General features: G+C 71.6%; 18 protein-coding genes and 1 tRNA gene. 8 read left to right on the forward strand and 11 right to left on the reverse strand.

Features of this window, described 5'->3' with window-relative positions:
- From AB0C73_RS16425 to AB0C73_RS16445, 5 genes are all read right to left on the reverse strand, one after another.
- Complete coding sequence (locus AB0C73_RS16425; protein WP_362530003.1) at positions 1–687, reverse strand: L,D-transpeptidase family protein; 687 nt, start codon at positions 685–687, stop codon at positions 1–3.
- Positions 688–907: 220 nt separating this feature from the next.
- A complete protein-coding gene (locus AB0C73_RS16430) occupies positions 908–2749 on the reverse strand; it encodes a choice-of-anchor A family protein (protein ID WP_362529917.1) in 1842 nt (613 codons plus the stop codon).
- A gap of 139 nt (positions 2750–2888) precedes the next feature.
- Positions 2889–4874 carry a hypothetical protein gene (locus tag AB0C73_RS16435; protein WP_362529918.1) on the reverse strand — a complete coding sequence of 662 codons (1986 nt, stop codon included), beginning with the start codon at positions 4872–4874 and terminating at the stop codon, positions 2889–2891.
- Between the two features lie 288 nt (positions 4875–5162).
- Positions 5163–5516: a PRC-barrel domain-containing protein gene (locus tag AB0C73_RS16440; RefSeq protein WP_362529920.1), complete on the reverse strand. Its 354-nt coding sequence runs from the start codon at positions 5514–5516 to the stop codon at positions 5163–5165.
- Positions 5517–5591: 75 nt separating this feature from the next.
- Positions 5592–6068 (reverse strand): Hsp20/alpha crystallin family protein, encoded by a 477-nt coding sequence (locus tag AB0C73_RS16445; RefSeq protein ID WP_362529922.1) that lies wholly within the window; start codon positions 6066–6068, stop codon positions 5592–5594.
- A gap of 355 nt (positions 6069–6423) precedes the next feature.
- Here AB0C73_RS16445 and AB0C73_RS16450 point away from each other — a divergent pair, with 355 nt between their 5' ends.
- Positions 6424–7134 (forward strand): GNAT family N-acetyltransferase, encoded by a 711-nt coding sequence (locus AB0C73_RS16450; RefSeq protein ID WP_362529925.1) that lies wholly within the window; start codon positions 6424–6426, stop codon positions 7132–7134.
- A gap of 28 nt (positions 7135–7162) precedes the next feature.
- Here AB0C73_RS16450 and AB0C73_RS16455 read toward each other — a convergent pair whose 3' ends face one another.
- Positions 7163–7591 (reverse strand): arsenate reductase ArsC, encoded by a 429-nt coding sequence (locus AB0C73_RS16455; protein ID WP_362529928.1) that lies wholly within the window; start codon positions 7589–7591, stop codon positions 7163–7165.
- A 176-nt stretch (positions 7592–7767) separates the two neighbouring features.
- Between AB0C73_RS16455 and AB0C73_RS16460 the strand changes: the two genes are divergently transcribed.
- The 3 genes from AB0C73_RS16460 (at position 7768) to AB0C73_RS16470 (ending at position 10029) form a co-directional block, all read left to right on the forward strand.
- Positions 7768–8082, forward strand: coding sequence for a metalloregulator ArsR/SmtB family transcription factor (locus AB0C73_RS16460; RefSeq protein ID WP_030842180.1), 315 nt, complete (start codon positions 7768–7770; stop codon positions 8080–8082).
- Between the two features lie 82 nt (positions 8083–8164).
- Entirely contained in the window at positions 8165–8977 is an 813-nt protein-coding gene (locus tag AB0C73_RS16465) for an MIP/aquaporin family protein (RefSeq protein ID WP_362529931.1), read from the forward strand.
- Positions 8974–10029 carry an ArsO family NAD(P)H-dependent flavin-containing monooxygenase gene (locus tag AB0C73_RS16470; protein ID WP_362529934.1) on the forward strand — a complete coding sequence of 352 codons (1056 nt, stop codon included), beginning with the start codon at positions 8974–8976 and terminating at the stop codon, positions 10027–10029. The genes AB0C73_RS16465 and AB0C73_RS16470 overlap by 4 nt, the downstream gene beginning before the upstream one ends.
- Before the next feature lie 84 nt (positions 10030–10113).
- On the opposite strand, the gene AB0C73_RS16475 is transcribed toward AB0C73_RS16470, so the two are convergent.
- Positions 10114–10605 (reverse strand): N-acetyltransferase family protein, encoded by a 492-nt coding sequence (locus AB0C73_RS16475; protein WP_362530004.1) that lies wholly within the window; start codon positions 10603–10605, stop codon positions 10114–10116.
- A 5-nt stretch (positions 10606–10610) separates the two neighbouring features.
- Positions 10611–10973, reverse strand: a complete 363-nt coding sequence (locus AB0C73_RS16480) for a metalloregulator ArsR/SmtB family transcription factor (RefSeq protein WP_362529936.1) — start codon at positions 10971–10973, stop codon at positions 10611–10613.
- Between the two features lie 178 nt (positions 10974–11151).
- On the opposite strand from AB0C73_RS16480, the gene AB0C73_RS16485 reads away from it, so the two are divergent.
- On the forward strand, positions 11152–12531 hold the full coding sequence (locus AB0C73_RS16485; protein ID WP_362529939.1) for an FAD-dependent oxidoreductase: 1380 nt from the start codon (positions 11152–11154) through the stop codon (positions 12529–12531).
- 268 nt (positions 12532–12799) lie between these two features.
- Here AB0C73_RS16485 and AB0C73_RS16490 read toward each other — a convergent pair whose 3' ends face one another.
- Positions 12800–14647: a TerD family protein gene (locus AB0C73_RS16490; protein WP_362529942.1), complete on the reverse strand. Its 1848-nt coding sequence runs from the start codon at positions 14645–14647 to the stop codon at positions 12800–12802.
- A gap of 647 nt (positions 14648–15294) precedes the next feature.
- On the opposite strand from AB0C73_RS16490, the gene AB0C73_RS16495 reads away from it, so the two are divergent.
- Positions 15295–15768 (forward strand): hypothetical protein, encoded by a 474-nt coding sequence (locus AB0C73_RS16495; RefSeq protein WP_362529944.1) that lies wholly within the window; start codon positions 15295–15297, stop codon positions 15766–15768.
- Positions 15769–15814: 46 nt separating this feature from the next.
- Positions 15815–16483: a hypothetical protein gene (locus AB0C73_RS16500; protein WP_362529947.1), complete on the forward strand. Its 669-nt coding sequence runs from the start codon at positions 15815–15817 to the stop codon at positions 16481–16483.
- A gap of 8 nt (positions 16484–16491) precedes the next feature.
- Here AB0C73_RS16500 and AB0C73_RS16505 read toward each other — a convergent pair whose 3' ends face one another.
- Positions 16492–17016 (reverse strand): hypothetical protein, encoded by a 525-nt coding sequence (locus AB0C73_RS16505; protein WP_362529949.1) that lies wholly within the window; start codon positions 17014–17016, stop codon positions 16492–16494.
- A 303-nt stretch (positions 17017–17319) separates the two neighbouring features.
- Here AB0C73_RS16505 and AB0C73_RS16510 point away from each other — a divergent pair, with 303 nt between their 5' ends.
- Positions 17320–19266 (forward strand): hypothetical protein, encoded by a 1947-nt coding sequence (locus AB0C73_RS16510; RefSeq protein ID WP_362529952.1) that lies wholly within the window; start codon positions 17320–17322, stop codon positions 19264–19266.
- Between the two features lie 380 nt (positions 19267–19646).
- Here AB0C73_RS16510 and AB0C73_RS16515 read toward each other — a convergent pair.
- Positions 19647–19719 (reverse strand) — tRNA-Arg (locus AB0C73_RS16515).
- Positions 19720–19824: the final 105 nt, after the last annotated feature.

Here is a 19824-nt window from a genome sequence, read left to right on the forward strand (position 1 = left end):
TCACGACCGGCGGTCGGCGGTGCCGGGCTTCGTGCCCCACACGTACACGCGGTCGTCGAGCTTCAGGAGCCTCCACAGCGCCTCCGCGTCCTTCATCGACAGGTTGACGCAGCCGGCCGAGCCGCCGCCGTCGAAGAGGTCGCCCGGGTGCCCGTGCAGCGCCTGGCCGCCGTCGAAGAACTGGGCGTACGGCATGGGGGCGTTGTCGTACAGGCTCGACACGTGGTTCTTGTCGCGCCAGTAGACGGCGTGCCAACCGGGGCGGGTCTCCATGGTGTCGCGGCCGGTGCGGATCGGGACCGGGCCGAAGCCGACCTTTTTGCCGGTCTGCACCCAGAGCAGTTGCCGGTCCATGTCGACGCAGGTGACCTTCTCGTCGCGGACCGGGCAGCGGCCCTGCGCGTTCGGGTCCGGGCGGGCCTGGACGGCGACCGACGTCCGGTACGTGGCGAGGTCGGCGTACCCGTCGGTGCGTGGGAGCCTCTCGCGCTGCTGGAAGGTCCGGATCGCGGCGCAGTCGGCCTCCGACTGCACGCCGTCGACCGGGCGGCCGAGATACTGCTCCAGGGGGCGCTGGTACGGGCCGGTCGGCGCCGTGCACGAAGCGGCGGGTGCGGCCTGGGCGGCCGGGGCGGCCTGGGCAGCCGGTGCGGCCGGGGCCGCGGACAGCAGTGCGGCGACCGCCATGGCGACGGTCGCGGCACCGGTTGCCCTTGCCCGAACGATGAGCACCTCGGAACCTCCTCCAGGGACGGGGACGGGGACAGGGACGGCGACGGGGCGGGGACGGGGGCGGGGACGCTCCCAGTCGAGCAGTGCCGACACGCCCCGGCCCGCCCTGCGCGGCCGAACCGGTGAACGCGCCCCGCCCCGTCCCGGATCTCCCGGAGCCCCTCGGCTCAGCGCGTCAACGACGCGGACGGCTCTTGCAGTCCTTCCCGTGGCACGGCTCGCCGCGCTCGTTGGGGATGGACACCTCCGCCCGCCCGCCGTGGTCCTGCGTGATCCCGAACGGTCCGAAGACGCCTTCGCCCGGCAGCACATACCCCTCGGGCACGGCCGTCTCTCGCAGGTAGTACCAGCCGAGCGGCAGGTCATCGAAGGAGCAGACGCCCTTCGTGTCGGTGGCGCAGCCCGCGCCGACCCGCTGGTCGGGCTTGGTGCCGTCCGTCTGCAGCCCCGCCACGCCGTTGGTCTCGCGCCACGCCTCGAACACCGCGCCCGCCAGCGGGCGGTCGGTCTTGGCGTCGGTCTTGAGCAGCTTCAGTGAGCCCTTGGCCTCGGGCGTACGGGAGTTGGTGGCGACGACCTCGACGCCGTCGTCGGCGTTCTCCGCGGTGAGGACGAGCGGGCCGAAGACCGCCGCCGGGTCGGGCAGCTCGTGCCCGTCGGGGGCCTTCGTCTCCTCCCAGTAGTACGTGCCGGTCTCCACGGTGTCGGAGCAGATGCCCTCGGTGCCGGTCGTGCACGTGTCACCGACGGCGGTGTCGGCGTTCGCACCGTCGGTCTGGAGCCCGGCCCTGCCGTTGGTCTCCTTCCACAGCCGGAACTCCGCGCCCGGGAGCAGCGCGCCGGTGTCGGCGTCCTTCTTGACCACCGAGACCACGCCGGTGGCGTTCGGCGAGGAGCCGCAGTCGGGCAGGTCGTCGCCGTTGAACGGGTACGCGTGGAACTCCTGCCCGCCGCCGCCCGTGGCGGCGCTCGCGTGGGTCAGCGAACCGGTGGTGAAGAAGCGCCCGTTGATGCCCGGCAGGGTCACCGTCGTGCTCGACGTCTGCTCGCCGATGAGGAAGCTGCCCTGGAACTGCCCCGTGCCGGCGAGGTTCACCGTGGTGGCGTCCGGGATGTTCCAGAGGAGCCGGTCGCGGTAGGCGTTGAGGGGGTCGGTCCTGTCGTCGAGGCCGCCGCTGTAGGTGTTGATCGTGCGGTGGGCGCCCGTGAGGTTGACCAGGATCGTGGCGCCCGCGGGGATGTTCCGGAAGACGACGCCCTGCTGCCCGCCGGTGGCGGAGGTGAGGTCGAAGCCGACGTCGAAGACCTGGAGCGGCGAGCTGTTGTCACCGGTGAACACGGTCTCGCCGCCGTTGTTGACCGCGGTGCCCGTGGCCGGCCGCGGCCGCCCGTCGACCCGGGCGTAGCAGCGGCTCGCGGAGGTCAGCCGGTCGCGCAGCGCGGTGTACGGGTCGGCCGCGTGCGGGTCCTCGACGAGCTTGTCGGCGCTCACCGTGCCGGTGAGGCCGCCCCCGTGCCGTACGACCCCGTCCTCGGCGAGCACCTGCTGGCGGGCGGCCACCGTGATGTCGCCGCCGGTGGTCAGCCAGTCCGCACCGACGGGCGGCGGGACGCGCGAGCCGACGCCCGCCTCGCCGATGTTGTACACCTGGCTGACGGGCGGCCTGCTCTTCGCCATGTCGAAGTCGTCGAGGACGACGACGCGGCCCTCGGCCTCGGCGGCGCCGCCGCGCACATGGAAGTCCTCGCCGACGAAGAGGTTGATCGCGTCGTCGCGCCCGGCGATGCCGTGGTTGCCGACGCCGGGGAACGGCGAGGGGCAACTGCCGGGCACGCAGGGGCCGAGCCCGTCGGGCAGCCGCGCCGCGGCGGCGGGCGCGGCCGCCACGCCGAGGAGCAGGACGGGAACGGCCGTCGTGGCGAGGACGGCGGCGAGCGCGGTGGAGCGCACCCTCTGGTGGCGCCAGAGGGCGCTCTGCGCGGCGCGCCGTTCGGTGCTTTTATCGGCTTTATTCACTTTGCGAGTTTTACAACCGGGGCCGCTCCGACCCCCGCATTGGCGGCGGCGAACCGGTCCGCCCACGGGCAGTCCCACCGGCCTGCATGAACCGGCTCGGCCGGTTGGCGTACGGGAGCGGTGGCCCGGGTTGCGCGCGTCAGGTGGTGGTGCGTGTGGTGCGGTGCGCGGCCGTGGGTGTGGGGGTGGGTGTGGGGGTCGGGCGCGGCGCGGGCACGTGCACCCCGCGGGGCGGGCGGGCGGCGGCGCTGCGCTCGGCGTCCCGGAGGGTGTCGAGCAGCCGGCGCAGGGCGGCGCGCGGCTGCGGCGCGTCGAGGCGTACGTCGAGCTGGGCGAGCGCCCGCTCGGCGCGGCGCAGGGCCCGGCCGGAGTGCCCGGCCCGGTGGTCGGCGAGCGCCCGTGCGTACTGCGCGAGCGCCGTCGCCCAGGTGTCGTGGTGCCCGGTCTGCTGGGCGAGGGCCCGGCGCGCCGTCCGTACGCCGAGGGCGGGCGACTCGGCGGAGTGCACGACCGCGAGCGCGGCGAGGCTGACCGCCGGGGTCGGGCCGCCGGGCGCGTACGGGGGCACGGTGTCGGCGGCGTGCCGGTAGTGCGCCGCGGCGGCCGGGAGGTCCCCGCGCTGCCAGGCGAGGGTGCCGTGGACATGGGAGATCCGGCCGATCAGGGCGTCGTCGCCGGTGAGCACCGCGACCGGCCAGGCCCGTTCGAGCAGCCGGTGCGCCGTGGCCGGGTCCGCGCCGGTGCTGAGCCAGCCCGCGAGCCACTGCGCGCGGGCGGTCAGGGACTCGTCGGCGGGCACCCTCGGCAGCAGGGCGAGCACATGACCCGCGCCCTCCCGGGCCCGCTCGTGCGCCACCCACCAGAACCAGAGGTGAAGCACTGTCTCCAGGGCGAGTTCGGCGTTGTCGTCGTCCCGGGCGCCGCGGCGCACCAGGGCGGTGACCTCGGTGAGTTCGTCCTGCACGAGCCGTACCGCCTGCTGCTGGAGCCCGGTGTTCCACAGGGTCTCGGCGACCGCGGCGGTGCTGCGGCAGTGCCGGGCGTGCCGGCTGCGCGCGGCGGCCGACTCGCCCGCCGCGGCGAGCCGTTCGGCGCCGAAGTCACGGGCGGCGCGGGTCATCCGGTAGCGCGGTTCGAGCACCGAGCTGAGCTCCGAGCCCGCTTCCAGGGCGCCGATGGCGGTCAGCCGGGCGAGCACGCCCGGCACCCGGTCGGCGGAGAGGTCGGCGCCCTCGCAGACGAACACCGCGGCCCGCTCGGTGAATTCGCCCGCGAACACGCTCAGCCGCCGCCACGCCTTCCGTACGCCCGGCTCGCACAGCGCGTGCACGGCGCCGAGCGAGGCGCGCCAGGACCGGTGCCGCTTCAGCAGCGGACCGGGTGCCGACAGCCAGCACTGCCCGTCCTGGAGACGGTCGGCGAGCTCGTCCGCCGGGAGCTCGGCCAGCTGTGCGGCGGCCAGTTCGATCGCCAGCGGATTGCCCTCCAGAAGCCGGCACACCCGGGCGACGGCGGCCGGATCGGGCGCGCTCGTCACCCCGTGCGCCTCCGCCGCGGTGCGCAGCAGCTCGCCCGCCGCCTCGGTGGCCAGCGGAGCGAGCCGTACGACATGCTCGTCGCCGAGCCCGAGCGGGTGCCGCGCGGTGACCAGGACGCGCAGCGCGGGCAGCGCCATCAGCAGCGTCTGCACCAGACTGGCGCACTGCGCGTGCACGGGGTCGACGTCGTCGAGGATCAGTAGCAGCTCGGCGCCCCCCAACGCCCTGACGGCGGCGGCCAGATCGGGCGCCGCCGGCCGCCCGTACCCGCCGCGACCGGCCGCCGCGTCGAGCGCCTGCGCGATCCGCGCCGCGAGGGCCTGCCGCCCGACCGGCACCCCGTCATGCCACCGCACCCGCACCATGGCCTGCCACGGCGCCGCCCCGCCCGGAGCGACCGCGGCGAGCGCGAGCCGGCTCTTCCCGACCCCGGCGGCCCCGGTCACGCTCACCAGCCGATGCGCCTCCAACGCGCCCCGCACCGCCCCGAGCTCCGCCTCCCGCCCCACCAGCCCCTGCGGCCCCCGCACCCGCTCCAGCAACCCGACCCCGACCCCGACCCCGGCCTCGGTCCCTGCCCCGGTCACTGCCCCGACTCCGGCCCCGACTCCGGCCCCGACCCGTCCGCCCTGCCCAGCCCACACGCGCACTACCCCGTCGCCTCGATCCGCTTCGCGTCGTACCGCCCTCGAACCCGCAGGTCCCGCGTGCAGAACCGTCACTGCAAAAGGCGTCACGGGACGTCAACGCCGGAGGGCGGGGGTAGGTAGCGCGGATGAGGCGGGCGTCACCCTCCCCGGTGACGGGAGGGCCCCGCGCGGGGGAGGGCGGGGGAGCGGTCCGCCTCCGGTGGGCCCCTCACATGTGCGGGCGCATCACATGTGAGGCATGCCGTAGTACTTGGCGAACTGATCGAGGTAGCCGGGATCGCGGGGCTCCCTTCCCCGCTCGAACGCGGGCGCGTCCTTGATCTGGTCCTTCGTGCGGTCGACGTGGACCGTCTCGTCGTCCCGGTCGACGCGCCGAATCGTGCTGGCGGGGAGCAGCACGTGCTTGCCGAAGATCCACACGCCGGTGTCGACGACGAGATAGCCGGCTCCGGCCTCGTCCGTGTGCTCGTCGACCTTTCCGATGCTTCCGTCGGTCGCCTCGACCTTGAACCCGATCAGGCTGGTTCCCGCCTCATAGCCGGAGCCGGTGCGGTAACCCCAGATGCCTTCGTTCGCCATGATCGCTCTCCTCGTGGGCCGCTGCTGTCCCCGCTGGGCGACGCACTCGCGCCGTGCGCCGTCACTCCGGCAGTCTCAGGCGGGTGGTTCCTCCCCGCCCGCGATGGCGATCCTGCGCGGCTTGGCCTCCCGCGACTTGGGGATGGTGACCGTCAGGACGCCGCTGTCCAGGCCGGCCTCGATCCTTTCGCTGTCGACGCCGCCGGACAGGGTGGTGCGGTAGGAGAACCTGCCCTTGCGGTGCGTCAGCACCTTGCCCTCCGACTTCTCGTCGAGCTCACCGGTGATGCACAGATCGTTGCCGTCCAGCTCCACTGCGATGTTCTCGCGGGGAATGCCGGGCATCTCAGCCCTGATCACATAGGCGTCGTCGGTCTCCTCCTCCTCGGCCATGGGGGTCCAACCGAGGCCCATGGCCGGGGTCGCGGCCTGCTCAAGGAACCGGCCCATCTGGTCCCACATGGACTCGAAGTCGTGCCAGGGGTCCGATCCGCCCCAGCCGTGGCGGCGCCACATGGTGTCGCCGGAACTCCGTCGAACAGGGAAGTTCATGACACCCTCCACTTCCCTCGTCACACTCGGTGCGCAGCCCGAGCGCGTACGGTCGTCTGCGCACTCGCTGGCAACTCTGCGCCTTCCCGCCCCACGCCCTGTCATGCGCGCCATGCCCCGAGCGGGCCCGGACAGCAGGCCAGAGGTGGCCCAGCCGACTCGCTCGGAATTGGCCCGGATGATGAGGCAACCGGGCAGTAGCGTGGGCGCAATGCCAAGCAGATCCACTGCGGCCGGCCGGCCCACGTCCGCGCCCGCGCCTGCGCCCACGTCCGCGCCTGCGCCCACGTCCGCGCCCGCGCCCACGTCCGCGCCTTCGCCCACACCCGATTCCGCGGCCTTGGCCGAGGCGCCGATGCGGCAGGCTCGTAACTCCGCCGCCTTCTGGACCGCGACCGGCCGATGCCGGGGACATGAGGTCATCCGACGCCGCGGATTCGTCGCGGTCGACGGCGACGCGCGCGCGGGCCTGCGGATCCTGATCCAGGAGCCCGTCCTCGACCCGGGCGAGCTGGCCGAGCTGAGCGAGCTGGCTCGCCGAGCCGTGGGCCCGGCGAACGTGGAGGATCCGTTCAGCTCGACCGACCTGAGCCATCTGGGCATGCGCAGCTGGCAGATGCCGGTCATGCTGCGCCCGCCCGGGCCCGTCGGTGAGCCGGCGCTCGACGTGATCCGGGTACGGCGGCCCGAGGACCTCCGGGCGGCCGAGCGGATCGTGATCGAGGGCTTCGAGCTGGCCGGATTCGAGCCCTACCGCCCCGGCGAGCTGTTCCCGACGGCGCTGATCGAGCAGCCGGGCGTGGAGGTGTTCGTCGCCTCGCACGACGGCGTGCCCGCGGGTGCCTGCGTCAGCGTCGTGGCCGACGGCTTCGGCAGCCACTACTGGGTCGGCACGTCGCCGGCCTTCCGCTCGCGTGGCGTGGGCCGCGCCGTCATGCTCGGCTCCCTCGCCCACCTGGCGGACCTGCCGCTCACCCTCACCGCCTCGAAGCTGGGCAGGCCGTTGTACGAGTCGTTGGGCTACACCGCCGCAGCGCCCTCGACCTGGTGGGCCTCCACCCGGTGACACCGTCGTACGGCAAGGGCGTCGCCGGTCATGCCTGCTTGGCGCCGGTCTTGGCGTCGATGTCGGCGATCAGGCCCTCGACGAGGGTCCTGATCTCGTCGCGGATGGGGCGGACGGCCTCGACGCCCTGGCCGGCCGGGTCCTCCAGCTGCCAGTCGAGGTAGGTCTTGCCGGGGAAGTACGGGCAGGCGTCGCCGCAGCCCATGGTGATGATGTAGTCGGACGCCTGGGCGGCCTCGGGGGTGAGGACCTTGGGCCTCTGGTCCGAGATGTCGATGCCGACCTCGGCCATGGCGGCCACGGCGGCGGGGTTGACCTGGTCGCCGGGGAGGGAGCCCGCGGAGCGGACCTCGACGCGGTCTCCGGCGAGGTGGCGCAGGAATCCGGCGCCCATCTGGGAGCGGCCGGCGTTGTGGACGCAGACGAACAGCACGGAGGCGAGCGGGGTCTCGGGCATCGGTTCTTCCTCGAAGGGGAGCGGGCGAGGGGGAAGGGCAACGGGCGCGGTGCGGTGCCGGGTCTCCGTGGAGCCGGGACCGGGCTCGACGGCCCAGCCGGTGACACGGCTCGGCAGCCTCTGAAAAAATCAGTCGCACTTGATATCAGTCAACAGTGATGTGAGATTATCAGTCCATGATGACGTCAGTCGACACTGATCTGATCCGGGTGCTGGGAGACCCCCTGCGCCTCCAGATCGTCACCCTGCTCGCCCGCGAGACGCTGTGCACCACCCACCTGGTGGAGGAGACCGGCGCCAAGCAGACCAACCTCTCCAACCACCTGAGAGTGCTGCGCGAGGCCGGGGTCGTGGAGACGGAGCCCTGCGGCCGGTTCACCTACTACCGGCTCAAGCCGGACGTCATCGAGCAGCTCGCCGGCCAGTTCGCCGCTCTCGCGCAGACCGCACGTCTGACCGCCGAGGCGAACTTCAAGCGTTCCTGTCCGTGACCCCGCCCCCTGCCCCCGCCCCCTGCCCCCGCCCCCTGTGCCTCACCTCCGTGTGCCTCACCCGTCCGAGGAGAACCCGCCCGTGACCGCCACCGAGCCCGCCGCGAGCGACACCATGGCCGCCGACCTGTCGCCGCAGCCCGCACCCGGCGCCACCCCGCCCCGTACGCCGCTCGTCGCCCGGGCCGCCGCCGAATTGGTCGGCACCGCCGCCCTGGTGGCGATCGTCGTCGGGTCCGGCATCCAGGCCACCGACCTCACCGACGACGTGGCGCTGCAACTCCTTGCCAACTCCACCGCCACGGTCTTCGGGCTCGGCGTCCTGATCGCCCTCCTCGGCCCGGTGTCCGGCGCCCACTTCAACCCGGCCGTCACCCTGGCCGAGTGGTGGACCGCCCGCCGCGGCGGCGCCGGCGTGAACACCCGCGAGCTCACCATCTACGTCCCCGCCCAGATCGTCGGCGGGATCCTCGGCGCGATCCTGGCCGACGCGATGTTCGGCGAGCCGCTGGTGAAGTGGTCCACGCACGAGCGCTCGGCCGGGAACCTGCTCCTCGGCGAGGTCGTGGCGACCGCCGGTCTGATCCTGCTGATCTTCGGCCTGGCCCGTACCGACCAGCTTCGCTTCGCGCCCGTCGCGGTCGCCTCGTACATCGGCGCGGCGTACTGGTTCACCTCCTCCACCTCCTTCGCCAACCCGGCGGTGACGATCGGCCGCGCCTTCACCAATACCTTCGCCGGCATCGCCCCCGGCTCGGTGCCCGCGTTCATCGGCATGCAGCTCATCGGCACGGCCGGTGGCCTGGCCCTGGTCGCGGTCATCTTCATGCGCGGCAGGACGGACTTCATGCGCGGCAGGGCGGACTTCGCGCGCGGCAGGACGGACGGGGAGTGACCCGGGCCGTGGACGTGGTGGTGGTCGGCGGCGGCCAGTCCGGGCTCGCCGCCGGCTACCACCTGCGCCGTGCCGGCCTGGACTTCGCCGTCCTCGACGCGCAGCCGACACCGGGCGGTGCATGGCAGCACACCTGGGACTCCCTGCGCCTCTTCTCGCCCGCCGCGTACTCCTCCCTGCCCGGCCGCCTCATGCCCCCGCAGGCGGGCGAGACGTACCCGGACGCCGCCCACGTCGTCTCGTACCTCACCGACTACGAGCAGCGTTACGAGCTCCCGGTCCACCGCCCCGTACGCGTGGCCGGCGTGCACCGGGACGGCGAACTCCTGCGCGTGGAGACCGACTCCGGTACGTGGCGGGCACGGGCGGTCATCAGCGCCACCGGCACGTGGTCACGCCCCTTCGTCCCGGCCGTGCCCGGACGTACGGAGTTCCAGGGCACCCAGCTCCACACCGTCGAGTACTCGAACCCGGCCGACTTCTCCGGGCAGAAGGTGATCGTGGTCGGCGGCGGCAACTCCGGCGCCCAGATCGCCGCCGACCTCGTCCACGACTCGGACCTGACCTGGGTCACCCTGCGCGAACCCCGCTATCTCGCAGACGACATCGACGGCCGCGCCCTCTTCGACCACGCCACCGCCCGCCGCCGCGCCCTGGACGAAGGCCGCACCGACACGGGCGGCGTCGCCTCTCTCGGTGACATCGTCGCCGTCCCGCCCGTCCGCGCCGCGCGCGACGCCGGCCTGCTCAAGGCCCAGCCCATGTTCGCCCGGCTCGCCACTCGCGGAGTCGTCTGGGCCGACGGCATGACGGCGGAGGCGGACGCGATCATCTGGTGCACCGGCTTCCGCCCGGCCCTGTCCCACCTCGCCCCACTCGGCCTGCGCGGCCCCCGCGGCCACATCCCCACGACCGGCACCCAGGCGATCGCCGAACCCCGCCTCCACCTCCTCGGCTACGGCGACTGGACCGGCCCCGCCTCCGCCACCCTCATCGGCGTCGGCCGCCCGGCGCGCGAAGCGGCCCGGCAGATCGCGGATCTGCTGCGCTGAGGCCCGCCCTCGCCGCGACCGGCTCGACGAGCATCGATACCAAGCGACCCGCCCGACACGGCGGGCCTCAGGAGATGGCAGGCGTCAGGAGATGGCGGGGCTGCGGCGCTCGACGAGGACGGTGTCGCGCCAGCGGCCGTGATGAAGCCCGATGCGTTCACGGGTGCCGATGACCCGGAAGCCGGCCCGCTCGTGGACGGTGAGGCTGGCGGCGTTCTCCGGGAAGATCCCGGACTGGATGGTCCAGATCCCGGCTGCCTCGGTGGAGTCGACCAGTGCCTTCAGCAGCGTGGAGGCGATGCCGCGTCCGCGCGCGTCGGGGTGGACGTAGACGGAGTGCTCGACCACGCCCGCGTACGCGCAACGGTCGGAGACCTTCGTGGCGGCGACCCAGCCGAGGACCCGCCCGGTCTCGTCGAGGGCGGCGAAGCGGTGCGCGGGCAGTTTGGCCGCGTCGAACTGCTCCCAGGTGGGGGCGGTGGTCTCGAAGGTCGCGTTGCCCTCGTCGATGCCGGCCTGGTAGATCGCCAGGACCTCGGTGGCGTGCTCGGCGGTCAGCGGCGCGACGGTGACCATGGGGTTCACGCGGTCGCCGCCTTGGTCAGCAGCTGTCCCATGGCGGCAAGGACGGCGGGCTCGACGCGGTAGTAGACCCAGGTGCCGCGCCGCTCGGAGGACAGCAGCCCGGCCTCCTTCAGCTTCTTCAGGTGGTGCGAGACGGTCGGTTGGGAGACGCCGACGTCCGAGATGTCGCACACGCATGCCTCGCCGCCCTCGTGTGAGGCGACCGCTGAGAACAGCCGCAGCCGGACCGGGTCACCGAGCGCCTTGAACATCCTCGCCGTCCGCTCGGCCTCCTCGGCCGTCAGCGGGCGCTCGGCCAGGGGCGGGCAGCACGGCTCGACCTCGGGCTCCAGCAGCGGCAACACAGCAGCATTCGACATGCATCTATGTTGACACACGTCGAACCAAGGCGGGAAGTCGTCGAGTCGCCCAAAGGGGCGCCTTGACCATGCAGATTCGATGAATGTCTATGTTGACGTTTGTCGATGTCGAGTGCCATCCTGGGCCGCGAAGAGATCGACATGCGTCGAAGCAAGCATCGAAGCAAGGGGAACCGTCGTGAACGCCATCGCCACCGACCAGCTGCCCGTCCTCGTGATCGGCGCCGGGCCCGCCGGCCTGGCCGCCGCCGCTCACCTCGTCGAGCGCGGGCTCGAACCGCTGGTCCTGGAGGCCGGGCCCGTCGCCGGCGCGGCGGTGCGCGAGTGGGCGCACGTGCGGCTGTTCTCCACCTGGGGCGAGATCACGGACCAGGCCGCCGAGAAGCTCCTGGCCCCCACCGGCTGGGTGAAGCCCGACGCGAAGACGTACCCGACCGGCGGTGACTGGGCGGAGCGGTACCTCCAGCCGCTGGCCGACGTCCTCGGCGACAAGGTCCGCTTCGGCGCCCGCGTGACCGGTGTCTCCCGCGCCGGCCGCGACCGGATCGTCGATGCCGACCGCGAGACCCAGCCCTTCGTCGTCCACGTCACCCACGCCGACGGACGTGAGGAGAGGATCCTCGCCCGTGCGGTCATCGACGCCTCCGGCACCTGGCTCACCCCGAGCCCGGCCGGCGCCTCCGGCCTGCCGGCCCTGGGCGAGAAGGCCGCCGCCGACCGCGTCACCTACCGCGTCCCCGACCTCACGGACCCGGCCGTACGCGCCCGCTTCGCGGGCAGGCGCACCGCCGTGATCGGCTCCGGCGCCTCCGCCTTCAATGCCCTCACCTCGCTCGCCGACCTGGCCAGGTCCGAGGACGGCGAGGGGACCAAGACCGTGTGGATCCTGCGCCGCGGCATCTCCGGCTCCACCTTCGGCGGCGGAGCCGCCGACCAGCTGCCCGCCCGCGGCGCGCTCGGCCTCGCCGCGAAGGCCGCCGTCGACGAAGGCCACGCCGACGCCGTCACCGGATTCCGTACGGAGGCGATCGAGCGCGACGGCGACGCCCGCCTGGTCCTGGTGGCGGAGGACGGCCGTCGCCTCGACCCGGTCGACGAGGTCATCGTCCTCACCGGCTTCCGCCCCGACCTCTCCTTCCTCGACGAGCTCCGCCTCGGCCTCGACGAGCGTCTCCAGGCCCCGGTCGCCCTCGCCCCGCTGATCGACCCCAACCAGCACTCCTGCGGCACCGTCTACCCGCACGGCGTCAACGAGCTCTCGCACCCCGAACAGGGCATCTATCTGGTCGGCATGAAGTCCTACGGCCGCGCCCCGACCTTCCTCGCCCTCACCGGCTACGAGCAGGTCCGCTCCGTCGTCGCCGCCATCGCAGGCGACCACGAAGCCGCCGAACGCGTCGAACTCATCCTGCCCGAGACCGGAGTCTGCGGCGGATCCGGCCTCTTCGACCAGCCGGACACCGACAACCACTCCGCCGCCGCCGGCGGTTGCTGCGCCCCGGCCCCGGCGCTGATCCAGCTCGGCACCAACACTCAGGTGCCGTCCTGTGGCTCGTGAATGATCCGACCACCCGCTCGGACGGGGCCGCGACCGGAACGGGGGACCGGTCGCGGCCCCGTCGGCGCGTTGTTGAACTGGGTGTTCGGGTCGGGATCGATGATCAGCGACTGGACGCGGTAGCGGCCGGACGGCAGTTCGACGCGGAGCGCCTCCGCCGGCTGCTGTGTGTCCCGCAGGGTTCGTCGGGCCGTGGCCGGGCCGACGAACCCTCCCTCCCGGACCCGATGTACCGGGGCACCCCTCGTCATCTGGCAGGCGACGGGGGTTACTCCACGTCGACGCCGTATCCACGTACGAGGGTCTCCAGGCCGTGGTCGTAGCCCTGGCCGACGGCGCGGAAGCGCCACCGTGGGCCCCGGCGGTAGATCTCGGCGAGGAGCAGGGTGCGTTCGCTGGTGGCGGCGTCCAGCGTGGCCTGGGCCGTGGCCGGCGCGTCGACACCCGGTGCGAGGGTCATCTGGACCGCTCCGATGTCCCCGAAGGTGGCGGCACCGTCGATGGCGGCGGCGATCGCGATCCTGTGGGCGGCGGGAGGCAGTGCCGCGAGGTCGACGGCGATGGTCTGCTCGGTCGGGCCGTCGCAGAGGAGACGGGTGGCTCCGTCGGGACTTTCCGGCGCGCCGTAGAAGACGAAGTCCCCGTCGCAGGAGACCTGCTCGTCCTCGTCGAGGACGAAGGCGACGACGTCGATCTCGCAGTTCGTCTGCTGCGCCCAGGAGGCACTCACATGCCAGTGGCCGGGGGTGGGAAGTGGGGGAAGGTCGATGACTCCGCCGCGCGGCAGGACGTCGGTCATCGCATCGTCCTGGGCGGGGACGCCGGCCGGCTCGGGGGCGGGGGCTCCGAGCCAGGCGTGGGCGTGGACCGCAAGCCCCAACGCGGTGATGCGGGTCATCCGGCGGTCGAGTTCGCCCCCGGGGAAGAGGACGACGTCGGTGACGCTCGCCGAGAGGTTGATCGCGGCGGCCCCGCCCAGTTCGACGACCCTGGCCCGGGCAGCGGACGCCTCCTCGTGGGTGCCGCCCAGAATCAGGACCCGCCGACGGCCGAACGGCTTGGCGCGGCGCGTGGGCTCGGGTCGCCTGGGCCCCGGCACGTCCGCGACAGCTGCGGTCGCAGCGGGGGACGGCGTCGGCGTAGCGGGCGGCGTGGCCGGGGTCGCCGCTTCCGGGATCTTCTTCGGAGCCTGATTCTCGTGCGGTGTTCCGGGGCCCACCTCACCCAGCAGCTTGAGGAACGTGTGCTCGTCGACGACCGTGACGCCTTCGGCGATCGCGCGCCGTGCCTTCGCCGAGCCCGAGGCCGCGTCATTGGTGACGAGAGCGCTGGTGTGCCGACTGACCGACGACATGATGTTCAGGCCTGCGGCGACGGACCGGGCCACCAGTTCGGCCCGGGAGGTCGCCGTCTCGCCCGTGATGGCGATCTTCATGCCCTGGACGAGCGGACCGCCGGGTGACAGGCGGCCCGGGTTCCGGTAGGCGCACGGGGTCTTCGGCGGATTCGGCGCGAACTGCGGATCCTGCCGGGGAGGGCAGGGCACCAGCGGCAGCGGGACGTCCAGCCGTGCGGCTTCGGAGAGGGAGGACCGGAAGATCCCCGCGAGGACGCGCGTGTCGTCCAGCGCGTCATGAGCGCTGGTCTGCGGGACGCCGTAGTGGGCGGCCAGTGACGCCAGGCTGAGGTCTGCGGCGGGCGGCTCCACACGCCGGTTCAGGGCCAGGGTGCACAGGCGCTGGGTGACCGGGAGATAGAGCCGGGCGCGGGCGAACTCATGGGCCAGGAAGTCGTAGTCGAACTGCGCGTTGTGAGCCACCATGACGCGGTCCTGCAAGAGCGCTCCGATCCGTCCGGCCACTTGCTCGAAGGTCGGGGCGCCGCTCAGCCGTTCCGCGGTCAGGCCGTGGATGTGCACAGGGCCGGGGTCGCAGCCTGGGTTCAGCAGCGTCGAGTACTCGCCGGTCTGGGTCCCGTCCGGCCCGAAGGTCAGCACCGCGATCGAGAGGATCCGGTCACGTCGGGCGATCAGGCCTGATGTCTCGACGTCGACCAGAGCCCAGTCGTACGCGTAGTCAGGCAGGTGTGACACGTCGAGCGCGGCGGCGAGAGACATGACGGCAAGGATGATCCGGGCGTGATCGTCGCTTCAACCCGAATGCCGATTTGTCCCCTAGGTCCTGCCGAGGGCTCGTCCCAAGACTTCGGGCCGTCTTCGGGCCGGACGGCCGCCGAAGGCCGCTCCTGGCCGGTTCCAGCCGGACAGAACGAACCATCCGAGGCCGTCTCCCTGACGCCCCCGCCCCCGACCGAAAACCGCCCTGACCAGCAAAAAGACCCTCCCAGAGGGAGGGTCCCGGTGTTGCGCCCCGGCAGGACTCGAACCTGCGGCCAAGTACTGAGAAGGCACTTGATGGATGGGGGAGTGGGATGGTTCTGACCTGCTGGTTTGCGCTTGGTGGCGCGGGATGGGCCCAAACTTCCCGCGTTTTCGGGACGGGCGGGGCTGCTGCGGTGACATCCACATACCCCATCTGGGTCGGATCCCGTGGAGGTTGTCGGATGGAACGGCTTCCGCCTGGTTGTCTCTTGTGTGGCTCCGGTACATCGTCGACGAGAGGTTGCCCCCGCATGCGCTTGTTCGGAGTGTCGCTTGCCGTGCTTCCCGCCGCTGCTGTGATCGCCCTTCTGGGCGCAGGGAGCGGTGTGCCCGCCGTTCAGGCCCGTGCAGGTGGAGGGGAGGCTCCGGCAGGCGTGGAAGTCATGTCCAATGACGCCTACGTGGCGCGCTACGGCACGGAGCAGGCGCTCGTGGAGCAGGTCCCGCTTCCGCCGGACGGCAGCCCGACTGCTGCCCTGCCACCCGTGGCAGACCCCAGCATCCCGTGGCACCACATCTACTGGTCGACCCTGGACTGGGACCACAACGACATCCCCACCCGTAGGGGAACCGATGATTTCGGCCTCAAGCACACCTGCTCCAAGCACAACATGTGCACGCGGAAAGTGATCAACGCGCCCTACAACGGCAAGGCCGACCGTGTCCGGGGGAGCCGCGCAGAGTACGACGGCGTCATCACGAGCGGCGGGTCGGTGCGCATGACGATCACCAGCGTCGCCGAGCGCGGAGAGCGAGGACCCAACGGCCAGAACACGCCGGACGGCCGCCCTATCGGTACCGTCACCGCGTTCTGCCGGGGCCAGACTCTCTGCCCCGACTGGGTCAACCAGCTCTGATCCACGCGAGCACCCACGCCGCCTGTTCGGAAAGAGACGCGAGGCCATGGAACGAGAGGCGACGGAGATCCTGCTGGCGTTGCGTCGGTTCGTCGCCGCGCCGGTCCCCGGTACGGCCTGGCGGTTGCGCGCCTTCCTGCCGGGCTCGGGACTCATCCGCGTCCGACTGGAGGACGACGCGTCCAGGGCCGTGCTGATCGAACTGCCCCACCACCCTGGGGCCGCGCCTGCATCGCTCGGCTCCTGGTGGTACGTGGGAGCACTGCGCGACGCGGCCCGCTGGGCGGCCGACAACACCGAGGCGGGCGTCCTTGATCTCGACGCGCTCACAGCGGCCGGTGTTCTGCCCGACGCGGTGGAGGTCACGGCGGACGACGGTCTGGACTACGTGGTGGCCGACCTCGTCGGCGACCCGTACTGGCACGCCCCGGCAGCCACGGTCGCCCCGGACCTCTACCACCTCGTCGGCTTCGACACACGTCATCACGGGGTGGTCCGCCTCTACTGTGCGCTGCCCGAGCGGGGGGTGATCGGAATCGACGTCGGTACGACGGACCCCGAGTCGGGAGCGTTCCGACCCGTGGGTTGGTGGGCCGCCACCAAGCTCATCGCGCTCCTCAACCCGGAGGCGCCCGAAAGCCTTGAGGCCCTCCGCGTTCCTGAGGCCGAAGACCCGCATTGCAATGCCGTGTACGACGCGACCGCCTGGGCCTGACACGCGGCTCAGAAGAGGGTCAGGTGGTCCGCCTGATGGGAAGGCTGAGGCGGTACCACGTAGGGAACGACGACTGTTTCGGCTGTCACCCGGCGCGGAGTCGTGGTGACGGCTTTGGCATCACGCATGTCAGTGATCAGCTTGGTCACCTGGCTGGGCTTGTAGACGGTCTCCAGGAGGGTGAACGTCTTGAGTTCCGCCACGGCGAGGCCCTTCGGTGCCGCCGCGATGTGCTCCAGCAGGATCCGGCGAAGAGGTCCTGTGTTGGGTTCGAGTTCGAGGGCGAGCTGCTGCTGCTCGGTGTCCTTGGGGTCGCGATAGCGGACCCCGTGGTCACGGTCGACGCTCCACATGGCCTCCTTCATCCTCTCCAGGCCCCGCTCATGGCGGGTTCCGAAGATCAAGTAGAGGACATGGTTTCCCTCATCGACCATTTCGAAGAAGAGCGTGTGGGTGAAGCCGGCTCGACGAAGGCTTTCCCGGCACTGGTCGCGGAGGAAAGTGAACTTCTCGTTCGACGGCTGATCGAACACGGCGTGCCACTCGGTGCCTCCGAAGGCAGCGTCCCCTGCCCTCGGCCCGATCGCCGAGCTCCAGCAGCGCGTCGAAGGCCCTCAGGCACTTCCCGGCATGGCGCCTCCTGCGGGTTTGTGCTCGTCCGCGCCGCGCCTGCTCCAGAGAGGGCTGGCCGGTCCAGGTGACTCCGGCACGGTTGACGTCTGGGGGACGTTCCACTCTGGAGGACTGCGGATTCCGGCAGTTGCGAAGCTGGTGTCAGTGCCGTACGCGAGCATGCTGTTCACAAGCACACCATCAAGCCCGATGGAGGGACCCTCGTGACCGGCCCGAACTCCGACGCCGTGCTACCGCCCGAATTTCTCCTCACGGCGATGGCCGGACGCGGCCCGGACGACCCTGTCGTGCGGCTCGCCGTGCAGCAGACCCGATCGGTCACGTCTCGATCCGATCGCTCCACCCTCAGTGAAGCCTTGCTGTCGGGCCCACTGGTCGATGCAGCACCTGTGTGGCTTCTGGAGGCAGCCGTGGCGGCCGATCTGGAGTCCGAGGGGGAAGAGCACTACTTGGACCGTCGGCTGACTCTGACCGCACGTGCGCTGGGGCATCCTTCGTGCACGACGGACTTGCGCGAACGGGTCCTGAGCCGGTGTACCCCTCAGCAGCTGGCCCGGCTTGGAAGCCCGCGTGCTGAGGAGCGGCTGGCGACGGCGGTGGCCGAGGCGATGCGCGCGCTCGGCGGTACACCGCCGCCTATGAGTCCCCAGCTGCTGGAGGAGGCGACTCCGGCACAGGTGATGCTCCGCCAGGGCCCGTTGCACGACATCGTGTTCGCGGCAGCTCGCGACATGCTTCCCATCGCTCCTGATCCCGGTGATCCAGAGGATGGGGACGTCAAAGACTGGCTGGACAGACACAACCAGGCGTACGAGGCGTGGGGAACCATGTGGCGCCAGATACTCGAACGGCAACCTGAGCGGCACAGGAACCTAGTGGGATGGGCAAACGGCACCGATGCCGAGCGCACGATCCACGACCAATTGCTCGGCAGCCTGCCCTGGGCGGTCGAGTCGGAGCTGTTGACCGAACTGGCCGCGGCCGACCTCAAGCGCTTCGACTTCCAGATCCTGCTGGCCGAGGGCTCGCGCATGCGCCGTGGAGGAGCGGACGAGCAGCAAGTCCTGGACCGCTTTGCCGTCGAACTGTCCTCACTGACGGACGAGGAACGCGTCCGGTTCCACCACTGCGTGGGCCGTGAGAGCACCACGCTGCTCGACCTGTGGAGCTACGCTCCTGTCACCTGGGTGCGGCACTCCGCGTCCGGGAATTGGCGATACATCCTCAACCCGAGCCAGGCCAAGGACGGCTATCGGCAGGCCGAGTGGTCGGCCTCAGCGAAGACCCTCGCCAGCGTTGCCGCCGACTTCGCGGCGGCGGCTGTCCGAGCCCTCCCCTACTGGGAGCCTACCGATCGATACACGGCTGCGGATCCGGACGAACTGGCCTGGGTGAGAGACATGCTCCTCCACCTTCCAGTGGTTACCGAGGACGTCAAGGCTGCGGTCCATCCCATCGTCCAACAGGTACGCAAGCGGTTGAGCAGCCATCACCATGCCCTTCAACCGCGTTACGACCAACGACGTCAACTCGAGGACATCCTCGACACTATCCAGCGAGTCATCGCCGACCCGCCGCCGGCCACCGGCGCGGATCGCCGCCGCGCCGCGCTTGGCGCCCCGGACGAAGTGACCGTACGTGCACTGGCTGGCATCTCGCCCCAGGCACTAGGGGAGTACTTGGACCGACATGCCGGGGACGACTCCCTGGTGGAAAAGGCGCTCCTCGCCTCCGCCGCAGGCTCTTACCGATCCGCTGAGGACTTCGAAGGCGTCTTGCGCCGGCACAGCGCCTCTGCTGAGGCGCTCCTCCGCCTCACCATCGGCCTTCGCCAGAACCTGGGCGGTGCGCCGTCCTGGCGCGAATCCTGGACCCGATTGGTCCTGGCCAGGCCGGACACTGGCCCGGAACTCGTACGCTCCCTGCCGGCTTGGTCGGCGCTGCGTGCCCAGGGCAGCGGATACGGGACCGCCCATCCGTCGGTGGTCTCCGTGGTGCGCGAAACACTCGGATCCGACCAGGCGGCGTGGGATCGATTCGCGAGCTGTCCGGCCACCTACTCCGGACTGACCGCCTGGCTGCGCCTGGGCGATCTCCTGGATGCGGCTGCTGAGGGTACGCCGTGGCCGAACCCTCCAGCCGGTCGCTGATGTGTACGGATGCCGTACCTGCCTCGGTTCTGGTGGAGGCAGCTATGGCACCCCTGAGCTGCCGGGGGCCGAGCCTGTCGTCGGGGATCCGTACCTGTGCTGCGCCAGCGTGCCGCACGACCTGGTCGAGGGGCGGCTCACCGTCATCCGGCGGGGGTTGATCGACACACAAGGGCACGCCGGTGTGACTGAGGCATGGCTGCGGGCGGACCCAAAACTTCGGGAAGTTTTCGGGAAAACCAGCCGCCAGAGGCCGCCCCTGGCCGGTTTCAGCCGGACAGATCAAGCCGCCAGTGACGTCTTCTCGCCCGTCCCGCCCCCGACCGAAAACCGCCCCTGACCAGCAAAAAGGACCCTCCCGAAGGAGGGTCCCGGTGTTGCGCCCCCGGCAGGACTCGAACCTGCGGCCAAGTGCTTAGAAGGCACCTGCTCTATCCGCTGAGCTACGGGGGCCGGTGGTGGCCGGGTCAAGGATAGGGGTCCGGTCGGCCTGGCCCGGGTGCTTCACCTGCGTGGCACGATGTGGAGGTTCGGTGAAGCGGTCCGATAATCGCAGGC

This window comes from Streptomyces sp. NPDC048623 (assembly GCF_040650755.1).
Lineage (GTDB): Bacteria > Actinomycetota > Actinomycetes > Streptomycetales > Streptomycetaceae > Streptomyces.

Excerpts from the sequence above, each read along its gene's own strand:
- AB0C73_RS16460 (WP_030842180.1), top strand. The coding sequence starts at position 7,768 with ATGATGACGTCAGTCGACACTGATCTGATCCGGGTGCTGGGAGACCCC.
- AB0C73_RS16425 (WP_362530003.1), bottom strand. The coding sequence starts at position 687 with ATGGCGGTCGCCGCACTGCTGTCCGCGGCCCCGGCCGCACCGGCTGCC.
- AB0C73_RS16500 (WP_362529947.1), top strand. The coding sequence starts at position 15,815 with ATGGAACGAGAGGCGACGGAGATCCTGCTGGCGTTGCGTCGGTTCGTC.
- AB0C73_RS16490 (WP_362529942.1), bottom strand. The coding sequence starts at position 14,647 with ATGTCTCTCGCCGCCGCGCTCGACGTGTCACACCTGCCTGACTACGCG.
- AB0C73_RS16455 (WP_362529928.1), bottom strand. The coding sequence starts at position 7,591 with ATGCCCGAGACCCCGCTCGCCTCCGTGCTGTTCGTCTGCGTCCACAAC.
- AB0C73_RS16440 (WP_362529920.1), bottom strand. The coding sequence starts at position 5,516 with ATGGCGAACGAAGGCATCTGGGGTTACCGCACCGGCTCCGGCTATGAG.
- AB0C73_RS16450 (WP_362529925.1), top strand. The coding sequence starts at position 6,424 with ATGCGGCAGGCTCGTAACTCCGCCGCCTTCTGGACCGCGACCGGCCGA.
- AB0C73_RS16495 (WP_362529944.1), top strand. The coding sequence starts at position 15,295 with ATGTCCAATGACGCCTACGTGGCGCGCTACGGCACGGAGCAGGCGCTC.
- AB0C73_RS16475 (WP_362530004.1), bottom strand. The coding sequence starts at position 10,605 with ATGGTCACCGTCGCGCCGCTGACCGCCGAGCACGCCACCGAGGTCCTG.
- AB0C73_RS16480 (WP_362529936.1), bottom strand. The coding sequence starts at position 10,973 with ATGTCGAATGCTGCTGTGTTGCCGCTGCTGGAGCCCGAGGTCGAGCCG.
- AB0C73_RS16445 (WP_362529922.1), bottom strand. The coding sequence starts at position 6,068 with ATGAACTTCCCTGTTCGACGGAGTTCCGGCGACACCATGTGGCGCCGC.